Annotated in this window: 14 protein-coding genes; 1 reads left to right on the forward strand and 13 read right to left on the reverse strand. The window is 58.3% G+C overall.

From position 1 onward, the window contains the following. Positions 1–246 precede the first annotated feature (246 nt). The gene (locus DXB53_RS03670; RefSeq protein ID WP_117583356.1) at positions 247–1,593 is read left to right on the forward strand and encodes an MATE family efflux transporter; all 1,347 of its coding nucleotides are present in this window, start codon (positions 247–249) and stop codon (positions 1,591–1,593) included. A 155-nt stretch (positions 1,594–1,748) separates the two neighbouring features. Here the strand turns inward: DXB53_RS03670 and ligA are convergent, their stop codons facing one another. The 13 genes from ligA to DXB53_RS03730 form a co-directional block, all read right to left on the reverse strand. After that, positions 1,749–3,977, reverse strand: coding sequence for an NAD-dependent DNA ligase LigA (gene ligA, locus DXB53_RS03675; protein WP_117583357.1), 2,229 nt, complete (start codon positions 3,975–3,977; stop codon positions 1,749–1,751). 248 nt (positions 3,978–4,225) lie between these two features. Next, the gene (locus DXB53_RS03680) at positions 4,226–5,695 is read right to left on the reverse strand and encodes a S1C family serine protease (RefSeq protein WP_117583358.1); all 1,470 of its coding nucleotides are present in this window, start codon (positions 5,693–5,695) and stop codon (positions 4,226–4,228) included. A gap of 172 nt (positions 5,696–5,867) precedes the next feature. Next, complete coding sequence (locus DXB53_RS03685; protein WP_117583359.1) at positions 5,868–6,452, reverse strand: hypothetical protein; 585 nt, start codon at positions 6,450–6,452, stop codon at positions 5,868–5,870. Positions 6,453–6,455: 3 nt separating this feature from the next. Beyond that, positions 6,456–6,812 carry a hypothetical protein gene (locus DXB53_RS09880; protein WP_117648531.1) on the reverse strand — a complete coding sequence of 119 codons (357 nt, stop codon included), beginning with the start codon at positions 6,810–6,812 and terminating at the stop codon, positions 6,456–6,458. An 8-nt stretch (positions 6,813–6,820) separates the two neighbouring features. Further along, positions 6,821–7,948 carry a hypothetical protein gene (locus DXB53_RS03690; protein WP_117583360.1) on the reverse strand — a complete coding sequence of 376 codons (1,128 nt, stop codon included), beginning with the start codon at positions 7,946–7,948 and terminating at the stop codon, positions 6,821–6,823. Between the two features lie 184 nt (positions 7,949–8,132). After that, positions 8,133–8,795 (reverse strand): response regulator transcription factor, encoded by a 663-nt coding sequence (locus DXB53_RS03695; RefSeq protein WP_117583361.1) that lies wholly within the window; start codon positions 8,793–8,795, stop codon positions 8,133–8,135. A gap of 50 nt (positions 8,796–8,845) precedes the next feature. Then, entirely contained in the window at positions 8,846–10,183 is a 1,338-nt protein-coding gene (locus DXB53_RS03700; RefSeq protein WP_117583362.1) for a glutamine synthetase family protein, read from the reverse strand. Positions 10,184–10,316: 133 nt separating this feature from the next. Continuing rightward, positions 10,317–10,688, reverse strand: coding sequence for a DUF86 domain-containing protein (locus DXB53_RS03705; protein WP_117583363.1), 372 nt, complete (start codon positions 10,686–10,688; stop codon positions 10,317–10,319). Next, positions 10,675–11,169: a type II toxin-antitoxin system RelB/DinJ family antitoxin gene (locus tag DXB53_RS03710; RefSeq protein WP_117583364.1), complete on the reverse strand. Its 495-nt coding sequence runs from the start codon at positions 11,167–11,169 to the stop codon at positions 10,675–10,677. The genes DXB53_RS03705 and DXB53_RS03710 overlap by 14 nt, the downstream gene beginning before the upstream one ends. Before the next feature lie 42 nt (positions 11,170–11,211). After that, positions 11,212–12,234, reverse strand: coding sequence for a LacI family DNA-binding transcriptional regulator (locus DXB53_RS03715; RefSeq protein WP_158549297.1), 1,023 nt, complete (start codon positions 12,232–12,234; stop codon positions 11,212–11,214). Between the two features lie 124 nt (positions 12,235–12,358). Then, complete coding sequence (locus DXB53_RS03720) at positions 12,359–13,051, reverse strand: GntR family transcriptional regulator (protein ID WP_117583366.1); 693 nt, start codon at positions 13,049–13,051, stop codon at positions 12,359–12,361. A 541-nt stretch (positions 13,052–13,592) separates the two neighbouring features. Then, a complete protein-coding gene (locus tag DXB53_RS03725) occupies positions 13,593–14,846 on the reverse strand; it encodes an ATP-binding protein (protein WP_117583367.1) in 1,254 nt (417 codons plus the stop codon). A 663-nt stretch (positions 14,847–15,509) separates the two neighbouring features. Further along, complete coding sequence (locus DXB53_RS03730; protein ID WP_117583368.1) at positions 15,510–17,459, reverse strand: NAD(P)/FAD-dependent oxidoreductase; 1,950 nt, start codon at positions 17,457–17,459, stop codon at positions 15,510–15,512. Between the last annotated feature and the right edge of the window lie 191 nt (positions 17,460–17,650).

Below are 17,650 nucleotides of genomic sequence, written 5' to 3' on the forward strand. Positions count from 1 at the left end.
GAAAGCGATTCCACCCGGTCGAGTGGTAGAAAAACCATCACAACATTCGATGCTTTTCCCGTTTTTGGCAAAAAACGTCGAATGTTGTGATGGTTTGAGGCGAGGTGAGGGGCACGAAGAGGTCAAAGCATTGTGCTCGGAGCGTGACTTTTTCACCCCGATGCCAGCACAAACCTTGACTCTACAATCGTTGTAGGGTTTTCACTACACTGGTACGTAAACAAACCCAGCCAGAAAGCCCCGCCCATGGAACACGACCTCACACGCGGCAATGTCCTCAAGACCATCGCGGTCTTTGCCCTGCCCTATATGCTCTCGTACTTTTTGCAGATGCTCTACGGCATGGCCGATCTGTACATGATGGGGCAGTTTAGCGGCGCTGCCGGCATCACCGCCGTGGGCAATGGCGCGCAGACGCTCTATATCATTACCGTGGCGCTTGTGGGCCTGGCCATGGGAACGACGGTCATCGTCGGCCACGCCGTGGGTTCGCGCCGCTTTGACCGCGCCGAGGCTGCCATCGGCAACACCATCACGCTCTTTATGGGCGTCTCGGTGGTGCTGGCCGCTGTCCTGCTCGCACTGTGCCCGCAGATCGTGGCACTCATTGGCACGCCAGTCGAAGCGGTCGAAGGCACTGCCGCCTACCTGCGCATCTGCTTTGTCGGCATTCCGTTTATCGCCGCATACAACATCCTCTCGGCCATCTTTCGCGGCCTGGGCGATTCGCGCTCGCCCATGTACGTGATCGGCGTGGCATGCATCATCAACATCGCACTCGATTTTCTGTTTATCGGCCACATGGGACTCGGTCCCGTAGGCGCGGCACTCGGCACGGTAACCGCCCAGACGGCAAGCGTTGCCCTTGCGCTCGTGTGGCTCAAGAGCCGCCGCACGAACATTCACGTTAAGCGCAGCGACCTGCGTCCCCAGCCCGAGGTGCTCGGCAGCATTCTTAAGATCGGCGTGCCCGTGGCCGTACAGGACGGCTGCATCCAGGTGGCGTTTATGTTTATCACCGTCATCGCCAACCACCGAGGGCTCGTCGACGCCGCCGCCGTGGGCCTGGTCGAGAAGATGATCAGCTTTTTATTCATTGTGCCGAGTTCCATGGGCGCCACCGTCAGCGCACTCACGGCGCAAAACGCCGGCGCGGGCAAGGGCGACCGCGCGCGTCAGGTGCTCAAGGACGCCATGACGATCTCGGTAGTGTACGGCTGCCTGATCACGGTGCTGATGTGGCTGGTGGCGCCGGCGTTTATCGGCTTTTTTGCCAAGGACGCTGCAGTAGTCGCCGCCGGCACCGGCTATATGCGCAGCTACATTTTCGACGCGATTTTTGCCGGCATCCACATTTGCTTTAGCGGCTTTTTCGCTGCATACGGCAAGAGCTACATCGGCTTTGCGCACAACGTGCTGGCGGTGGCGCTCATTCGCGTGCCGGGCGCGTGGCTGCTGTCGAACGCCTATTCCGATACGTTGTTTCCCATGGGCATCGCTTCGCCGTGCGGGTCCATTCTGTCGGCGGTCATTTGCGTGATTGCATTTACCGTACTCAACCGCCGCGGGGCTTTTGACAAGTTGGTGGCGTAGCGGGGCAACGCGAGATTGCCCTGATCGATGACATCATCAGCGACGACCCGGCAACCTACGTGACGCAGATCACGGTGCCGGTTGCCCCAGCAAAGTAAGAACCGCCCGGAAGGCATCGTGCTTCCGGGCGGTTCTTCAATTTGGTTATCGACGCCTTAAGCCTCCGGCACCTGACCAGTCGCCAGGATCTGCTCGAGGGCGTCCTCGTCCAGCACGGGTACGCCCAGCTGCTCGGCTTTGGTGAGCTTGGAGCCCGCTTTGGGGCCGGCAACCAGATAGCTCGTCTTCTTGGACACGCTGCCCGAGACCTTGGCGCCGAGCACCTTGAGCGCCGCGCCTGCCTCGTCGCGGGTGCGGTTGACGAGCGTGCCGGTGAGCACGAAGGTCAGACCCGCGAGCGGTTGTGCATCGGCGAGCTCGCCCGCCACGCCCGCGTCGGCTGCGGCTTGTGCATGCGCGGCGCCCAAGTCGACCTCGAGCGACAGACCCGCCTGGCGCAAACGCTCCAGCACGGCAAGGTTTTCGGGCACGGCCAGGAACTGCTTGACGCTCGCCGCAATCTTGGGACCGATGCCCTCGCACTCGGCGATGTCCTCTTCACTCGCCAAGATGAGCTTATCAATCGACAGGAATCGCTCGGCGATGACCTCGCCCACGCTCTTGCCCACGTGGCGGATGCCCAGGGCAAACAGCACGCGACCGAGCGGCTGGCTCTTGGACTTGTTGAGCTCGGCGATGATTTTCTCGGCCGTCTTGAGGCCCACCGGGATGGGGTCGCCCTTCTTGACGCCCTTTTTGCTGTTGGAGCTAGCGTACACGCGCCCTGTGTCCAGGCCTGCGATGTCGTCGACCGTGAGCTGGTAGAAGTCCGCGACATCGTGGATCAGGCCGGCAGCGATCATCTTGTCGACGATCTCGTCGCCCAGGCCGTCGACGTCCATGCAGCCGCGGCTTACCCAGTGAAGCAGGCGCTCCTTGAGCTGTGCGGGACAGTCGATGGACACGCAGCGGTAGGCAACCTCGCCATCCTCGTGGACCACGGGGCTACCGCACACGGGGCAGACCTCGGGCATGTGCCAGTCGACCGAATCGGCCGGGCGTTTATCGAGCACCGGACCTACGACCTCGGGAATCACGTCGCCCGCCTTGTGCACGATGATAGTGTCGCCCTCGCGCACGTTTTTGCGACGGATCTCGTCGATGTTGTGCAGCGTGGCGCGCGCGATGGTGGAGCCGGCAACCGTCACCGGGTCGAACTCGGCGACCGGTGTGAGCACACCGGTGCGGCCCACCTGGATGCGAATCTCGCGCAGGACGGTCTGCTTTTCCTCGGGCGGGAACTTAAAGGCGATGGCCCAGCGCGGTGCGCGGGCGGTAAAGCCCAGGTCGAGCTGCTGCTGGAAGCTGTCGACCTTTACGACCACGCCGTCGATGTCGTAGTCCAGGTCACCGCGGTGTTCGAGCGCCTGGGCACAGAACTCGTGGACCTCGGCGGGTGTGGCACAGCGAGCCACGTTAGGGTTGACGCTAAAGCCGGCGCTACGCAGCCAATCGAGGAACTCGCGCTGGCTGTGGACGTGCAGCGGATCGGTATCGGCGATGGCATAGATAAAGGTAGCGAGATCGCGGCGCGCCGTGACCTTGGGGTCCTTTTGGCGCAGGCTGCCGGCGGCAGCGTTGCGCGGGTTGGCGAAGGGGTCGCGCCCCTCGGCATCGGCCTCGTCGTTCAGGCGCACAAAGCTGCCCTTGGGCATATAGACCTCGCCACGGACCTCGATGGTGCGCTCGCGGTCGGCGCCCATGTGGGCGAGCGCCGGCTCGGACAGGTGCATGGGCACATCCTTGATGGTACGGACGTTGAGCGACACGTCCTCGCCCGTGGTGCCATCGCCGCGTGTGGCTGCGCGTACGAAGGTGCCGTTTTGGTAGGTAAGCGCCACGCCCAGGCCGTCGATCTTAAGCTCGCAGGTATAGGTGACGCTGCCGGCACCGAGCGCATCCTCGGTGCGCTGGAGCCACGCGTCGAGTTCGTCCAGATCCATGGCATCGTCCATGGAATACATGCGCGCCATATGCGTGACCGGCGTAAACTGCTCGCTCACGTACCCGCCCACGCGCTGGGTATAGCTGTCGGGCGTCACCAGGTCGGGGTAGGTGGCCTCAATTTCCTGCAGCTCAACGAGCATCTTGTCAAAGGCGGCGTCCGTGATCTCGGGCGCATCGAGCATGTAGTAGCGATAGGCGTGGTAATCGAGCTCGTGGCGCAGCTCGGCCGCACGCGCTGCCGCCTGGGCACGGGCATCGGCCGGTACGGCGGTATCCGTGCTCGCGGGCGTTTCGGTATCGATGTCCACGCCGTCACCAAACAGGCTCGATTGCTCCATAGCGGCACTCCTTCGCTCGATTTCAAACGGATACTAGAGTACCACCGGTCGCAATGAGGCCGAATAGCGGTCTCGAACCGCACCGAATCGGCAGCCGCCAGACTGGGGTGGATCGCGCGATCAAACCATGCCCCTGTCAGTTCCAAATGATCCGTTTTCCTCCGTCCCCAACGGATCAATAAGAAAAAAGGGCTGTCCCACGTTGATGGGACAGCCCCCTCTGGCATCGGTATGTGTGGAGTGGCTCGTTAGTAACCCTGGCCGTAGCCTTGACTCTGGCCCTGCCCTTGCTTGCCCAGCAGTTCCTCCAGATACTGGCGCAGCTGCTCGTCGGTAATACCGCCGTTGCCGGTGTCGGTCGCGCTGTCGTCCTGCTGCTGATTCTGCAGCTTCTCATCGGAACCCAGCTCGACGGTAACCTTTTTCTCTTCCTTGCCGCGCATGAGCGTGATCTCGACCTTCTCACCCACCTCGTGGCTGCGCAGCGCGATGATCAGGCCATCGGCGCTCGTAATCTCGTCATCGCCCAGCTTGGTGATGACGTCGCCCTCCTGGATACCGGCCTTGGCGGCGGGGCCGTCCTCGACGACGCTCGCCACATACGCGCCACTATCGGTGCTCAGCTTGTTGGTGCGGGCGTTGAGCGCGTTGACGCTCGAAAGCGTGGCGCCCAGGTACGGATGCACCGGCGTCTTGCCGTCGATGATCTGGTCGGCAATGTTCTTGGCGTAGTTAACGGGAATAGCAAAGCCCACGCCCGAGCTGGAGCCCGAATAGCTCTCGATGAGCGAGTTGATACCCACCAGCTCACCGTTGTCGTTAACGAGCGCGCCGCCGGAGTTGCCCGGGTTGATGGCGGCATCGGTCTGGATCATGTTGGCATAGATGGTGTTACCGTTGGTAGAGCTCATGGCCGTGGAGCGATACAGCGCCGACACGATACCCGTGGAGACAGACTGCTCGTTGCCGAACGGCGAGCCGATCGCCATGACCCACTCGCCCACGTTGAGCTTGGAAGAGTCGCCGATCTCGATCGGCGTGAGCTTAGAGGCGTCAGCATCCTTGAGCTTGATGACGGCTAGGTCGCTCGAAGCATCGTTGCCCACGAACTCGGCCTCGTAGGTGGTGCCGTCGTCCATGGTCACCACGTACTGGTCATAGCCATCGACCACGTGGTTGTTGGTGAGGATGTGGCCCTCGGTATCGAGCACAACGCCCGAACCGACGCTGCCCGAGCCGTCCGACTCGTCGGCAGACTGCGAAAGCGAGCCATTCTGGCCGCCGCTCGAAGTGGCGGTAATGGAAACCACGGAGGGCAGCGCCTTGGCAGAGACGGCCTCGGCCAGCGTGGTGTCCTCGGAGTCGATCGTAATCTTTTGCGTCGATGAACCCGAAGCACCCGCCGTCACGGCATTCTTTCCGCTGCCAATGTTGAGCGTGCCACTCATAATGAGCGCAATGACCAGCAGGGCGCCGCATGCACAGCCGGCGAGCGCCGTAATAAAGATCGGCAGCTTTTTGGTCTTAGTCTTGACCACGGTGTGCTTGTTTACAACCTGCTGGCTGCCCAGCGGCTTTCCGGTCTGCGTGTCGTAGGCCTGCACGTAAGGAATGTTACTGCCATCGGCAGGCGTCGACTCCACCTGCACGCGCGGCTGCTGCTGGGTCTCGCCGGCGTTGCCCGCATCCTGGGGACGCTGGGAATCGTACTCGCTCATAGCTGCGATCCTTTCGTCAAATAACCAAAGGCCCGCCAAACATGTGGCGGGCCATCATTGTTCACGTTGAGTTGTACCCCAAGCTGGGCAGTCCCGAGCACTAGATGCCAAGATTTCAGCTTTGCTTAAGTAATGACATGCTTATAGGCCAATTCGTTTTATGCCGTCATGTCTATTCGATATAACAGTCGATAGCAAAGCTATATGTTGAATCGTTAATGAAGTCCGTAATCGTCGCGCCCATGCCTGATCCGCACGTCCACTTATCCTTCTCCGCGTCGTATGGCGTTGGCCCCCACCCCGTTCCATATGATGCTTCGCCTTCTGCGAAGTAGTTCATCACATATTTATCTTTCTGCATGAGCGCATACCAAGCGTTTGCATACATCACAAGCGGATCGATTTGGACTATCGAGTACTTTCCGGAACGAATCTCAATTTCTGTTTTATCGTTATAATAAGCGACTGTGAGCTCAATCTTGGCAAGCAGCGGCAACGTTTCATCTGATTCCCTCTGGATTGTTATGACATCACCGGCCATAGCGTCGGCAGACACAGTTTTGCTCTCTGGCGTGAAAATAGTCTCTCTGCTTCTTGTTCGCGTTTTTTCATTGCCATTTTCATCTCTGACCACCGTGTCGACCACGAGCGTCAATCGCTTCTGAGCGTCCGGCAACTCCACGGCTTCTGCCATCCCGGCTCGCATCAAAATAGGAGCCCCCGCCATCAGACCTAAGAACTGCTTTCTATCAATCATTCTTCATTCCCCTTGTCTACTTGATTTGACTTTCTCAGCTGAATGGGGATACAGAACAGTCCCGTCAAGTTCCTTATCTTCCACAAAAACTAGAATCCATTTATCACCTGCTTTCAACCCTGAGACATATCCGGAACTTGACTTACGGCGCATATCGATTCTCTTACGGCAACCACTTGGCATAAGCGCCTCAAATTGCCCGTTATGAACATCCGATAGAGCGCGCACCTCGACTGCAACAACCGTGTCGTTTTCTCCCCCATTAGTCGCCCTTAACAGAAAGAAGCTCGCTGCGGTGAGCAAAGCAAAGGAAAGCACCAATAGGAGCATTGCCCTTCGAATGAACTTGTCGCCGTTCACGAGTACAATCAACCCTTGCAATATGTGCCATCGTGAGACGTGTAAATTGATACGTCATATGGAAGAAACTGTAGCTGGTTTGTCCATCCATTCCAAACAACAAGCAGGTACTTCTTGGCATTCGAGTATGTGTTATGCATTGCCACGTAGCCCACAACTGCCATTGCGTGCCCGCTGCCATTTGACCGGAGCCTTCCAGAGAAAATACTCAGATTCCCCGAGTCGGTATTCACCCTAAAGGAATCCCATGACGGATACCAAACGAATGACGTCTCAAGCTCCTTGCCTCGTCTTGCACAAAACTCCTTTAAGGCCGGAGCGGGTTTATCAGGAGAAGTCTTGCCTTGAGTAAAGTACAGACCAGTCGCTTGATCATATTTCTTTTCTTCTTCTTCCCATGTCCCCGACAGCCTCCAAAGCTCCGAGTATAAATCGGACAATTTAAGGCGGTTCAAAGTCACATAGTGACTGCTAACTGCAAACATTGCCGAAACAGCGCAAGCATAAGTCCCCGTTTCTTTGATAACTTCTGTTTGCGTTGGCGTTATTATTCCCGAAACCGTTTTGCTCGCATCAACAACATATCCCTGTTTATACAAATCCTTGGCAGATACAAAAACGTCATCGAAATGTTCCGGCGATCCGCTGCGATTGCCTCCCGAGGACAATTTATTTGGTACTTTTTTTCCACTTGCGTCTAAAACAATGTTTTTATCTAAGTCGGCAACGCCAACAGTTAGCTCGTCAATCTTTAACGCAACGACGTTATCCGAGGATGCGAGGAGTGCAATTTCTTCGCTTGCACTCTCGATAGGTAAAAGAGCGTTCGGAGCCAAGCAGTATTCGCTGATCCACCAAGATCGCTCTGAATCAAATACGACGTAGCCATAGTTAACGTCATCCCGCTTCGCACGAACGATATACCCGATTGATTCCCCATCGGAATTCACCATTTTTACTGGGTCACAAGCGGTCACCGGCTCATCCGATACATCATCAAAGAAAGCCTGCGCTTGCTCCACAGCTATTTGCGGTGTGACACGGACCAAGTCGTCGTCTCCAAAAACCAACCTTGGAGACATCAGGGCGGCAAGCAACACTATGAATCCGACAATCACCTTTCTCGAATAACGCATTTCTTCCTCCATCCGTGTAGTAGGGAGATACGGTAACTAAATGATATTCTCTAGATAGTGTTATACGTTTGATATTGTTTTTACTGACACACTTTTAATCGGTGAAAGGTCTTCTTTTCGCCCTAAACGAGAAAAGGGTACTGGAGAAATCTCCGGTACCCTCACATTGCCCTCTATTTACTTGCTAGTCCTTAAACAGATAGCCCACGCCGCGGACGGTGGTGATGTGCGCCGCGATCTGCGGGCCCACCTTGGAGCGGATGCGTCGGATATGCACGTCGACGGTGCGCGTACCGCCGCAGTACTCAAAGCCCCACACGCGGTGCAGCAGTACCTCGCGGCTGTAGGCGCGGTTGGGATGCGTCGCCAAAAAACTCAGCAGCGAGTACTCCATCAGCGTCAGGTCAATGGGCTCGCTATCGAGTGTCACCTGGTAGGTGGCCAGGTTGATCTCAAGGTTATCGATGTTGAGCACATCATCGGAGGCGACGGGCTCCTCCTCGCCCATCAGACGCTGTGCACGAGCCTTGAGCTCGTTGGGCGTCGCCGTGGGACATACAAAGTCGGCATGCGCATGATTCGGCAGGCGCAGGGTGCCGAGCGCCTCGTCGTCGACGATCACCAGCATGGGAACACCGCCGCGATCGTCGAGCCACTTGGCAATCTGATCGATGCGGTCGCTGCGGATGCCATCGGAATCGAGGATCAGCAGGTCAAAGTCGTGCGCCGCAGTTGGCGAATCGGGGGTGGCCAGACTCACCTCGACACCCAGGGTGGTCGTCAAGCTGCGGGCAAACTCGTGGAAGCGCGTCGTGCGCGCCATGAACAGGGCACTCTTTTCGGACATATCGGCCTCCAAAGAAATGAGCTCAATCGTACTGGGACAAGCCAGCGCGATTAGGAGTTCGCCAGGTAGTGCTTGATCTCCCATTCGGTGATCGTGGACTCAAACTTATGCCACTCGTCGCGCTTCTTTTTGAGGAAGAAGCTATGGATGTGCTCGCCGAGGGCATCCTTCATAAACTGCGAGTCCTCAAACACGTCGAGCGCCTCTTTGAGCGAGCGCGGCAGCGGCGCGTAACCGGCCTCGAGCATCTGACGGCCGGTGAGCTTGAGCGTCTCGGCCGTTGCCTCGGGCGGGAGCTCCAGCTTGCGCTCGATGCCGTCGAGACCAGCCGCCAGCGTGACGGCGTTGACCAGATACGGGTTAGCCATGGGATCGGGGCTGCGAAGCTCAATGCGTGTGGAAAGCTGCTTGCCGGGCTTGTAGACCGGGATGCGGATCATGCTTGCGCGGTTGCGCAGGCCCCACGTGGCGTACTGCGGCACGGAGTCGCCGCCCGTGGTGATGCGCTTGTACGAATTGACCGTGGGGTTGGTGATGGCGCTAATCTCGCGCGCGTGCGCCAAGATACCGGCCATATAGTGCTTGGCGACGTCGGAGAGATGGTACTTCTCGTCGCCCTCGCCCCAAAAGACGTTGTTGCCGTCATGGTCGAACAGCGACTGATGCAAAAACATGGCGCTGCCGTCCTCGCCCGCCAGCGGCTTGGGCATAAAGGAGGCGTGGCAGCCGCTCTCGTAAGCCTGCTGCTTAATGATGAGCTTGGCCGTGGTAATGGCGTCGGACATGCTCAGGGCCTCGGCGTGGCGCAGGCTCATGCCGTGCTGTGAGCGACCGGCGGCGTGGAAGGTGTACTCCACGGGCACGGACATCTTCTCGAGCGTGAGGACCGTGTTACGACGCAGGTCGCGAGCGGCATCGCTCACCGAAAGATCGAAGTAGCCCACGTTGTCGAGCGGCTCGGGCGTGTGCTCGTCGGGGAAGTAGTAATACTCCAGCTCAGCGCCCACGTTGAGCAGATAGCCAGCCTTCTCGGCCTTGCGGAACATGCGGCGCAGGGCATCGCGCGGGTCGCCGGCAAACGGCTTGCGATCGGGAGTGCACACGTCGCAGAACACGCGGGCGACGCCGTTGTGGCTCGGGCGCCACGGCAGAATCTGGAAGGTCGAGGCATCGGGGAACGCCAGCATATCGGCTTCCTCGGGCGTGGCAAAGCCCTCGATGGCCGAGCCGTCAAAGCCAATGCCCTCCTCAAATGCGACCTCGAGGTCCTCGGGGCTAATAGCAAAGTTTTTGAGGCGGCCGAGAATGTCGACAAACCACAGACGCACAAAGCGGATATCACGCTGCTCTACGGAGCGGAGTACGTAATCGATGTTCTGCTGGTTCATGTCGCTCCCCTTTCTTTCGGGCGGGTTTCGACTGGTCTATATCGCAGATACTATCGCAGAAAAATGTTTCCGCAGGGTTAAAGCGTATCAAGCGCTCAAAAAACGTGTGTGAACAGGCTGGTATGACAAGTGATTATCGCTCGGATTCGGAAACAATTCGCCTACACGCTCGTTCCAGCGCCGGAAACTCCATCGTCACCGCATCCCAAACAACCGATCGGTCGACATTGCCGTAATCATGCGCGAGGTAATTTCTCATGCCGATAATTCCACGCCACTCAATTTCGGGATGAAGCCGCTGCGAGCGTTCCGACAACTTGCCCGCTTCTTCCGTCACCCTAAGCGCGCACATCAAAAGGGAGTCCGCCAACGCCCTCGTCCGCACGTCATTCGCATGCAGAAACTGGTCCTCGGTGATATCAAAAGCCTTGATGCGCTCGTTCGTTTCAGCGATGGCCTCCAAGACCTCTTGGGCGCGGAGGCCGTCTGACTTACGCGCGATCATAAAGGATCACTCCTTCGCGCTCGATTACCGCGGCAAGATCGTCATCAAGATAATCGCTCGAGACAAGGTCCACCTGCCTTCCGGTTTCCTTGCGCACTGCCTCGCCAAACGCCGACAACGCAAAAAGACCAAAGCCCTGCTCGCGATCGACTTCGAGGCGCAAGTCGATATCACTATCTGCACGCGCCTCGCCACGGGCATACGATCCAAATAGGATCACGGTTTTGATGGCGGGAATCGGGCTGGCTGCCTCGCGGACGGCGGACTCAATCTGAGCGGTATCCAAAATGCCCGCTGCGGCGCTTTCGCTCGCAGAGCTTTTACCGAGTGAAGGCACAAACGGCAGCGAGCGCTCGCGCAACATCTGCCTCATGAACATATTGACCGCAACGGACGAAGTCATGCCGAGTTCTTCGCACAGCTCGGCAAATGAATCTTTAATTGACGAGTCCACTCGAACACTCAGCACAGACGCAGCCATGGATACCTCCTGTATGACATTGTCTATATAATATCACACAGACTAGCGCGAGGTCGAAGCGCGGTGTTCGATGTGACCGGGGATCTCGATGCGCTTGGGGGCGAGCTTTGCGGCGTCGCCCACCGTAGTGGTAACGACGTCGATGCGCTCGGACAGACGCTCGATTACGCGCTCGGCGATGGTGTGGGTGTCTTGCGCGGCCGTGGTCACACCGCCAAAGAGCACGTGGTTCCAGGGGTAATCGTCAAACGTTGCGATCTTAAGGCCCGCCGGCAGCGAGGGACCCAGCTGCGCCAGTGCCTCGGTCAGGCGCAGGAAGACCAGGCCGTTGACGGCAATGAGGCCGAGCTTTTTACCCGCATAGCCGCGGATGGTCTCGTCCAGGCGACTGACACCCTCGGCACCACCGTCCGCCAAGGTGACGACCTCGCCGGCCAGGCCGCGGCGCGAGAGCTCGTCGGCAAACGCCTCAGCGCGCTCACGACGCACGGGGCTGTCATCGCTTGCCTCGGTAAGCAGGCACAGACGCTCGCTGCCCGCAGCAGCCAAGGCGTCTACCAGGCCGGCGACCAGCTCACGGTTGTTAGATGTCACCAGATCGATGCCGCCATCGGCAACATCGCGGTCGAGCAGCACAACGGGTAGGCGTCCCGCTGCCGCGGCGATCGCCTCGTCATTGCCTCCGCAGGTGTTGACGACCAGGCCGTCCACGCCGGCATCGATAAGTCTGGTGAGCGACTCCGCTTCCTTGGCGGGGTCGTTGCCGCTAATGGCCGTCATGAGCGAGCAGCCGCGCGCGGCGGCGCTGGCGGAAAGCCCTTCGAGCATGGCGCTGGAGAACGGGTTGGCGATGTCGGCCAAGATTACGCCGATGAGGTTGGCGCGCGAGCTGCGCAGATTGCGTGCGGCGGCACGTGGGCGATAGCCGGTGCGCTCGATAACCGCCGCGATGCGGGCGCGGGTCTCCTCGGTCATCTGCCCGGGGCGGTTATTGAGATAGCGCGAGACCGTGGCCGGGCTCACGCCCGCCTCGGCGGCAATGTCCTTAATCCTCATCTGCGCCATAGCGCACCCCGTTTCCCAATTGTCAGCAATCTGAGCCATTTTAGGCATTTTTTAAAAATCTCGGTTGCAAAACGCTGTAGGTGAGCAGCATCGTTTTTGTGTCTCGAGCAGATGCGGCGATGGGCTAGATTGACGAGTCTTTCGACAGCTCAAAGTAGTCGGGATGCAAGGCGATAACCGGGCCCTGTTCCTCGGGCATCAGATGCAGGTGCGTCTCTGCCAGGTAGCTCGCCGCGTCGGTATCGCCCTTCTTAATGGCCTCGAGAATTCGGCGATGCTGCCGACGAATCGGCTCCCAATCCAGATCCTGCGACACCATACGCAACCAGTTGTATCGCTCAAAATGTGTGTTGACGCTCTTCATCCAATCCCACAACATGTGGCGGCCGGCAATCTCAAAACACGTCTCATGGAACAGGTTGTCCAGATCGAAAAAGCGACGCGTTTCGCTATGGTCGAGCGACTCGGACTCGGCAAGAATCCGCTCGAGCCGCTGCTTTTGCTCGGGCGTGACGGCAGAGCAGCATTTAATGAGCACGCTTCTCTCGAGTTTCTCGCGCAAGAAACAGGCGTTCTCGGCGCGCTCCATGCTGATTTTTGAGACATAGGTGCCGCTTTTGGGACGCGTTTCCACCAGCTCCTGCTCACGCAAGCGCACAAAAGACTCGCGAATGGGCGTGCGCCCGATTCCCGTCTCCTTTTCCAGACCAATCGCCGAAAGGCGCGTGCCGGGCTTGAGCTCGGCATAGATGATCTTGGAGCGCAATGCGTTGTATGCCTGATCTTGCAGGCTCTGATTATGCTGGTGTTGTTCCATAAAGCCCTCGGATGAAGCTCACGGTTTGTCGAATTTCACCACGTAATACTATCGCATCGACACGCCCCAGCTCCCAATCAGTCTTTTTGGGACGGGGCTCTTTTAGCTACCCTGGCCCGCAGATCGGCCCCCCTTGCCACAAAAGTGGCCCATCTATTACGTTAACACGGATAGCCTCGGCCATACCGAAAACCGTGAAAACAAAACCGCAGGTAGACAGCTTGTCGATTTTCGAAAAAACCGACTATGGTTGACCCCTGCGGCTTAAACGTAGTAGATAGGCCCTTTTCGTGGCGCAGCACTACTGCACCCCAAATTGGCACCCCGAGCCTGTTATAAGTTGCTGTGAAATACGGACGGTTGATAATCAAGGGTTGAAAATCAAGGCGCGCTATACGGCTTGCTATATCTCACTATACTTTGCTGTACGTCGCTGTACTTTGCTATAACTTGACAATAATCGGCCCATTACCATCCGGGATATAACGGACCCCAAGCCAACGCTGGCTTGGGGTCCGTCTTGTACCATGGCTCTTTTGGACTATGAGCGCTCGTATTTCGTGGCCCGCCCGGTTCCCTGCCTTACGATTGCATTCCGTTCAAGCAGAGATTCGAGTGCCGCCAACGTCCGCATGCGGCTCAGCCCCGTCTGTTTTTCAATCTCGCTTCGCGACATAATTCGCCCGCCCGACAAGGCCTTGAGAACCTGGACCTCTTCCTCGGACCCTTCAAAGGCATCGGTAACGGGCAATGTGACGGCCACCATGCCGCCGCGAACATCAAAAATTGGTTGATTGATCGAATCGCGATAGGCACGTCTAATGCGCGCAATTCCCGTACCAAATTTCTCGATGTAATCCAGCTTTAAGAAGGCCTCTGCAACGATGGGGTTTCTGAGCACGGATATCTGCCCATACAGGTATTGTTCCGTCGTCAAACCGGCGGGCAGCGATCCGGGGGAGGTCACAACGACGCGATCATCGTACAGGGCAATTTGAACGTTCGCTCGAACGTCCCACGTCCGATGCACTAAAGCGTTTGCAACAGCTTCGCGGAATGCCTCAAGAGGAATTCGATCGGTTTGGACGCGCTCCATCCCTTCGATACGCTCATAACGGTAGTAGCGTGCAAACATAGCCACCGCCCTGTCCGCCTGCTCAATTGCGGATACATTTGTCGCCGCCTCGCGATCCAAGATCACATCCTCGGTATCGCCAAAACGGACGCAGTCGATGCCTGGAAAATCATTCTTATCCGCTAAAATCGCCGCGGCATTGGTATAGCCATCCTTGCCGAGCAAGCGGAGCGTACGCAAGATATCCGACGTTAGCTCGGAAATGCCGAGGTGTTCAACACACTTATGCTCGAGCGTATGAAAGCTCAAGTCCTGGCGAGCCGACGTGAGCGCGTCGAACGTTACGTTGCTGCCTTCGAGCGTCAGCCTGCCATACTCAAACCGGTCGACCTCCACCGTTGCCGAATCGTTTCGCCTGTAGGCCTTTCCCTTGCTTCGATAGGGTTTGTCCTGTCCCTCATAAACCGTAAGGATTACGGTCCCGTGTTTCTCATCGGGCTCGAGCGTGTAACGGGGAGCGGGGTCCAAGCTGTCATTAATCATGTTCTCGATGCGGAGACACTCTGCGACCGGATCTGCAAGGCCGACAACCACGCCCTCGTCATCAACGCCAAACTCAATCTTGCCCGTCCCATAGTTTGCATAGGCGCTCACCGTTTTAAGAAACGTCGGCGTAACGCTTTCCTTGTATTCGACTGTAGGGCTCTCTCTAACAACCATATGCACAACCCCCTCGTTTCGTACCATTCATAACCGTATTATAAGACGAAAACCGTTTGCGTACTGATTTATATAAGACGCAAACTGTTTTCGTCTTGATTTGCGTACGGAATTAAGACGCATAATTTCGCTTTCGTATGGCTCAATACCGGACGCAGACTGTTTTCGTCTGTCAATACGTCTGAAATCCAAACGAAAAGAGCCCCGAGCTCGTATGAACTCGGGGCTCTTTGTGCCGCACATCTATGAGAGGAAAAATTCGATGCGTACGGGCGCTACCCCATGAAGCCGCCCTGGGATGGCGGCAACCTCGCCGTTACCCGTCTGATGGGTGTGCTCAAGGCATCCGTTCCCCTCTTTATCGACGTAACGGGCAAAAAAGTTCGTCGAGGAGACCATCCGCACGCACCACGGTGTGGCCGACGCCATTGAGACGCGCAACCCCACCGCCGCTCACGATGCGATGTATCTGCACCTGGTCTACAACCGCAATATGATTGCGGAAGGCACACAAACAAAAGGCATTTAAGGCTCGACAATAATCTTTCTTTGATAAAACGCAGGCAGCGAGCGCTTGCGTTTTATCAAATGGTGCAATGGGGTCAGGTTTACATGCATCAACTTAGCGCAAAGTAACCTGGCCCCCACGCAACAAAGGGTTAACTAGAGCTCACAGGCAACCTTGTAGCCATCGCCGATGGCGTCGCGAATGTTACCGCACTTGTTGGCATCGCCCAGCACGTGGGTGGCAACACCGGCTGCAGCCAGGTCGTCTGCCAGCTTGGTATTGGGACGATAGCCCATGGCAAGCACCAGCGTATCGGCACCGGTGATGGTGTGGACCTCGCCGTCCTTCTCGTAGCTGATAGCATCCTCGGTAATCTCGGTCACCTTGGCCTCAGTCAGCACGTGGACACCCTTGGAGAGCATGCGCGTGATGAGCACCGCGCGGCCGGCACCGCCCTCGTTGGCGGCGAGCGTCTTGGTCATCTCGATGACGGTGACATCGCGATTGGCCGGCGACAGGTCGTTGACCAACGGGGCCAGGTAATCGGCCGTCTCGCAGCCGACGGTGCCGCCGCCCACGATGACGATCTTCTTGCCCGGAAAAGCCTTGCCGCCCAACAGGTCGTCAGCCGTCATAACCTGCTTAAAGCCCTGCATGAAGGCCGGAGCGATGGGCTCGGCGCCATAAGCTAGGACGACCTCGTAGCCGGCGTAGTCACGCTGAATGTCCTCGGCAGTAAGCTCAGTGCCAAATACGCACGTGACGCCGGCCTCGGCCAGGCGACGGTACTGGTACTTGATCACACGAGTGAGCTCCTGCTTTGCCGGCGGAACGGCCGCGATGCGCATCTCGCCGCCCGGTTCGTCCTGCTTATCCACGAGCACCACGTTATGGCCGCGCTTGGCGGCAATGTAGGCCGCCTCCATGCCAGCGGGACCGGCGCCCACGACGAGCACGTTCTTGGCCTCGGCGGCAGGCTCGTAGCCGGCCTCGTCGCGCTCGACGTCCGGGTTGACGGTGCAGGAGATGCGCTTGCCAAACATGATGCCGTTCAGGCAGCGCAGGCAGCCGATGCAGGGACGGATCTCGTCGGCGTTGCCGGCAGCCGCCTTATTGCAGAACTCGGCATCGCACAGATTGGCGCGGCCCATCATGCAGATGTCGGCGGCGCCGTCCTCGATCAGCTCCTCGGCGATCCAGGCCTCGTTGATGCGGCCGACCGTGGCAACGGGAATGTTGACGTGCTTCTTAATCTCGCGCGAGCAGGCGGCATGCGAGGCCTGCTGCGTACCGGCGGCGGGAATTGCGGAGCCACGCTTGATGGTGGTGCCGCCCGACACATGAATCATGTCGACGCCGGCCTTCTCCAGGCGACGCGAGACGTAGATCATGTCGTTGAGGGTCAGGCCGCCATCGGTGTACTCGTCGCCCGAGATACGGACGTCGATAATGAAGTCCTTGCCGCAGCGCTCGCGAATCTCGGCGATGACCTCGAGCAGGAAGCGCATGCGGGCGTCGAGCGAGCCGCCGTACTCGTCGGTACGCTTGTTGTAGAGCGGAGTCAAAAAGCCGCCGAGCATACCGTGGGCGTGCGCCGCATGGACCTCGACGCCATCGACGCCGGCCTTCTGCATACGCACGGCAGCGTCGCCGAACTGATGCGTGAGCTCGTGGATCTCGTCAACCGTGATGGGACGCGGTGCCTCGCGGGCATAGGACGGGCCCACAAAGGACGGGGCGATCAGGCGCGGCGTGCCTGGAATGTTAAAGGCCATGTAGGCGGGGTGGAAGAGCTGCGGCATGATCTTGCAGCCGTACTCGTGGACGGCCGCGGCGAGCTTTTCCCAGCCGGGGATAAACGTGTCGTCGTAGCAGCACATGTCACCCGGCAGATAGGTATAGGTGGGCTCGACCGTCACGACCTCGGTGATGATGAGGCCCACGCCGCCCTTGGCGCGGGCGCGGTAATGATCGACCAAGTCGTCGGTCACATAGCCATGATCGGCCAGGTTGGTTGACACTGGCGGCATAAAGACGCGGTTCTTGACCTCGGTCGTACCGACCTTGATCGGGCTAAAGAGCATTGGATAGGCAGAAGACTCCATGCAGGCTTCCTTTCGTTTGAGCCGCTCGGCGGCAGTTACTAACGTACTTATCGTATCAGTATCCGCCGCATTCGCACTCGCTCGCACTCCCCACCTTCAATCCCGACCCTCACAAAAAAGTTGCGGTGGAATACGGAGTAGATGAGACTTTTGACAGCCAAAACAGTCCGTATTTCACCGCAACCGATGGG

The organism is Collinsella sp. OM04-5 (genome assembly GCF_003439125.1).
Taxonomy (GTDB): domain Bacteria; phylum Actinomycetota; class Coriobacteriia; order Coriobacteriales; family Coriobacteriaceae; genus Collinsella.

Coding starts and splice junctions, on each gene's coding strand:
- DXB53_RS03670 (WP_117583356.1), top strand. CDS start 247: ATGGAACACGACCTCACACGCGGCAATGTCCTCAAGACCATCGCGGTC.
- ligA (WP_117583357.1), bottom strand. CDS start 3,977: ATGGAGCAATCGAGCCTGTTTGGTGACGGCGTGGACATCGATACCGAA.
- DXB53_RS03680 (WP_117583358.1), bottom strand. CDS start 5,695: ATGAGCGAGTACGATTCCCAGCGTCCCCAGGATGCGGGCAACGCCGGC.
- DXB53_RS03685 (WP_117583359.1), bottom strand. CDS start 6,452: ATGATTGATAGAAAGCAGTTCTTAGGTCTGATGGCGGGGGCTCCTATT.
- DXB53_RS03690 (WP_117583360.1), bottom strand. CDS start 7,948: ATGCGTTATTCGAGAAAGGTGATTGTCGGATTCATAGTGTTGCTTGCC.
- DXB53_RS03695 (WP_117583361.1), bottom strand. CDS start 8,795: ATGTCCGAAAAGAGTGCCCTGTTCATGGCGCGCACGACGCGCTTCCAC.
- DXB53_RS03700 (WP_117583362.1), bottom strand. CDS start 10,183: ATGAACCAGCAGAACATCGATTACGTACTCCGCTCCGTAGAGCAGCGT.
- DXB53_RS03705 (WP_117583363.1), bottom strand. CDS start 10,688: ATGATCGCGCGTAAGTCAGACGGCCTCCGCGCCCAAGAGGTCTTGGAG.
- DXB53_RS03710 (WP_117583364.1), bottom strand. CDS start 11,169: ATGGCTGCGTCTGTGCTGAGTGTTCGAGTGGACTCGTCAATTAAAGAT.
- DXB53_RS03715 (WP_158549297.1), bottom strand. CDS start 12,234: ATGGCGCAGATGAGGATTAAGGACATTGCCGCCGAGGCGGGCGTGAGC.
- DXB53_RS03720 (WP_117583366.1), bottom strand. CDS start 13,051: ATGGAACAACACCAGCATAATCAGAGCCTGCAAGATCAGGCATACAAC.
- DXB53_RS03725 (WP_117583367.1), bottom strand. CDS start 14,846: ATGGTTGTTAGAGAGAGCCCTACAGTCGAATACAAGGAAAGCGTTACG.
- DXB53_RS03730 (WP_117583368.1), bottom strand. CDS start 17,459: ATGGAGTCTTCTGCCTATCCAATGCTCTTTAGCCCGATCAAGGTCGGT.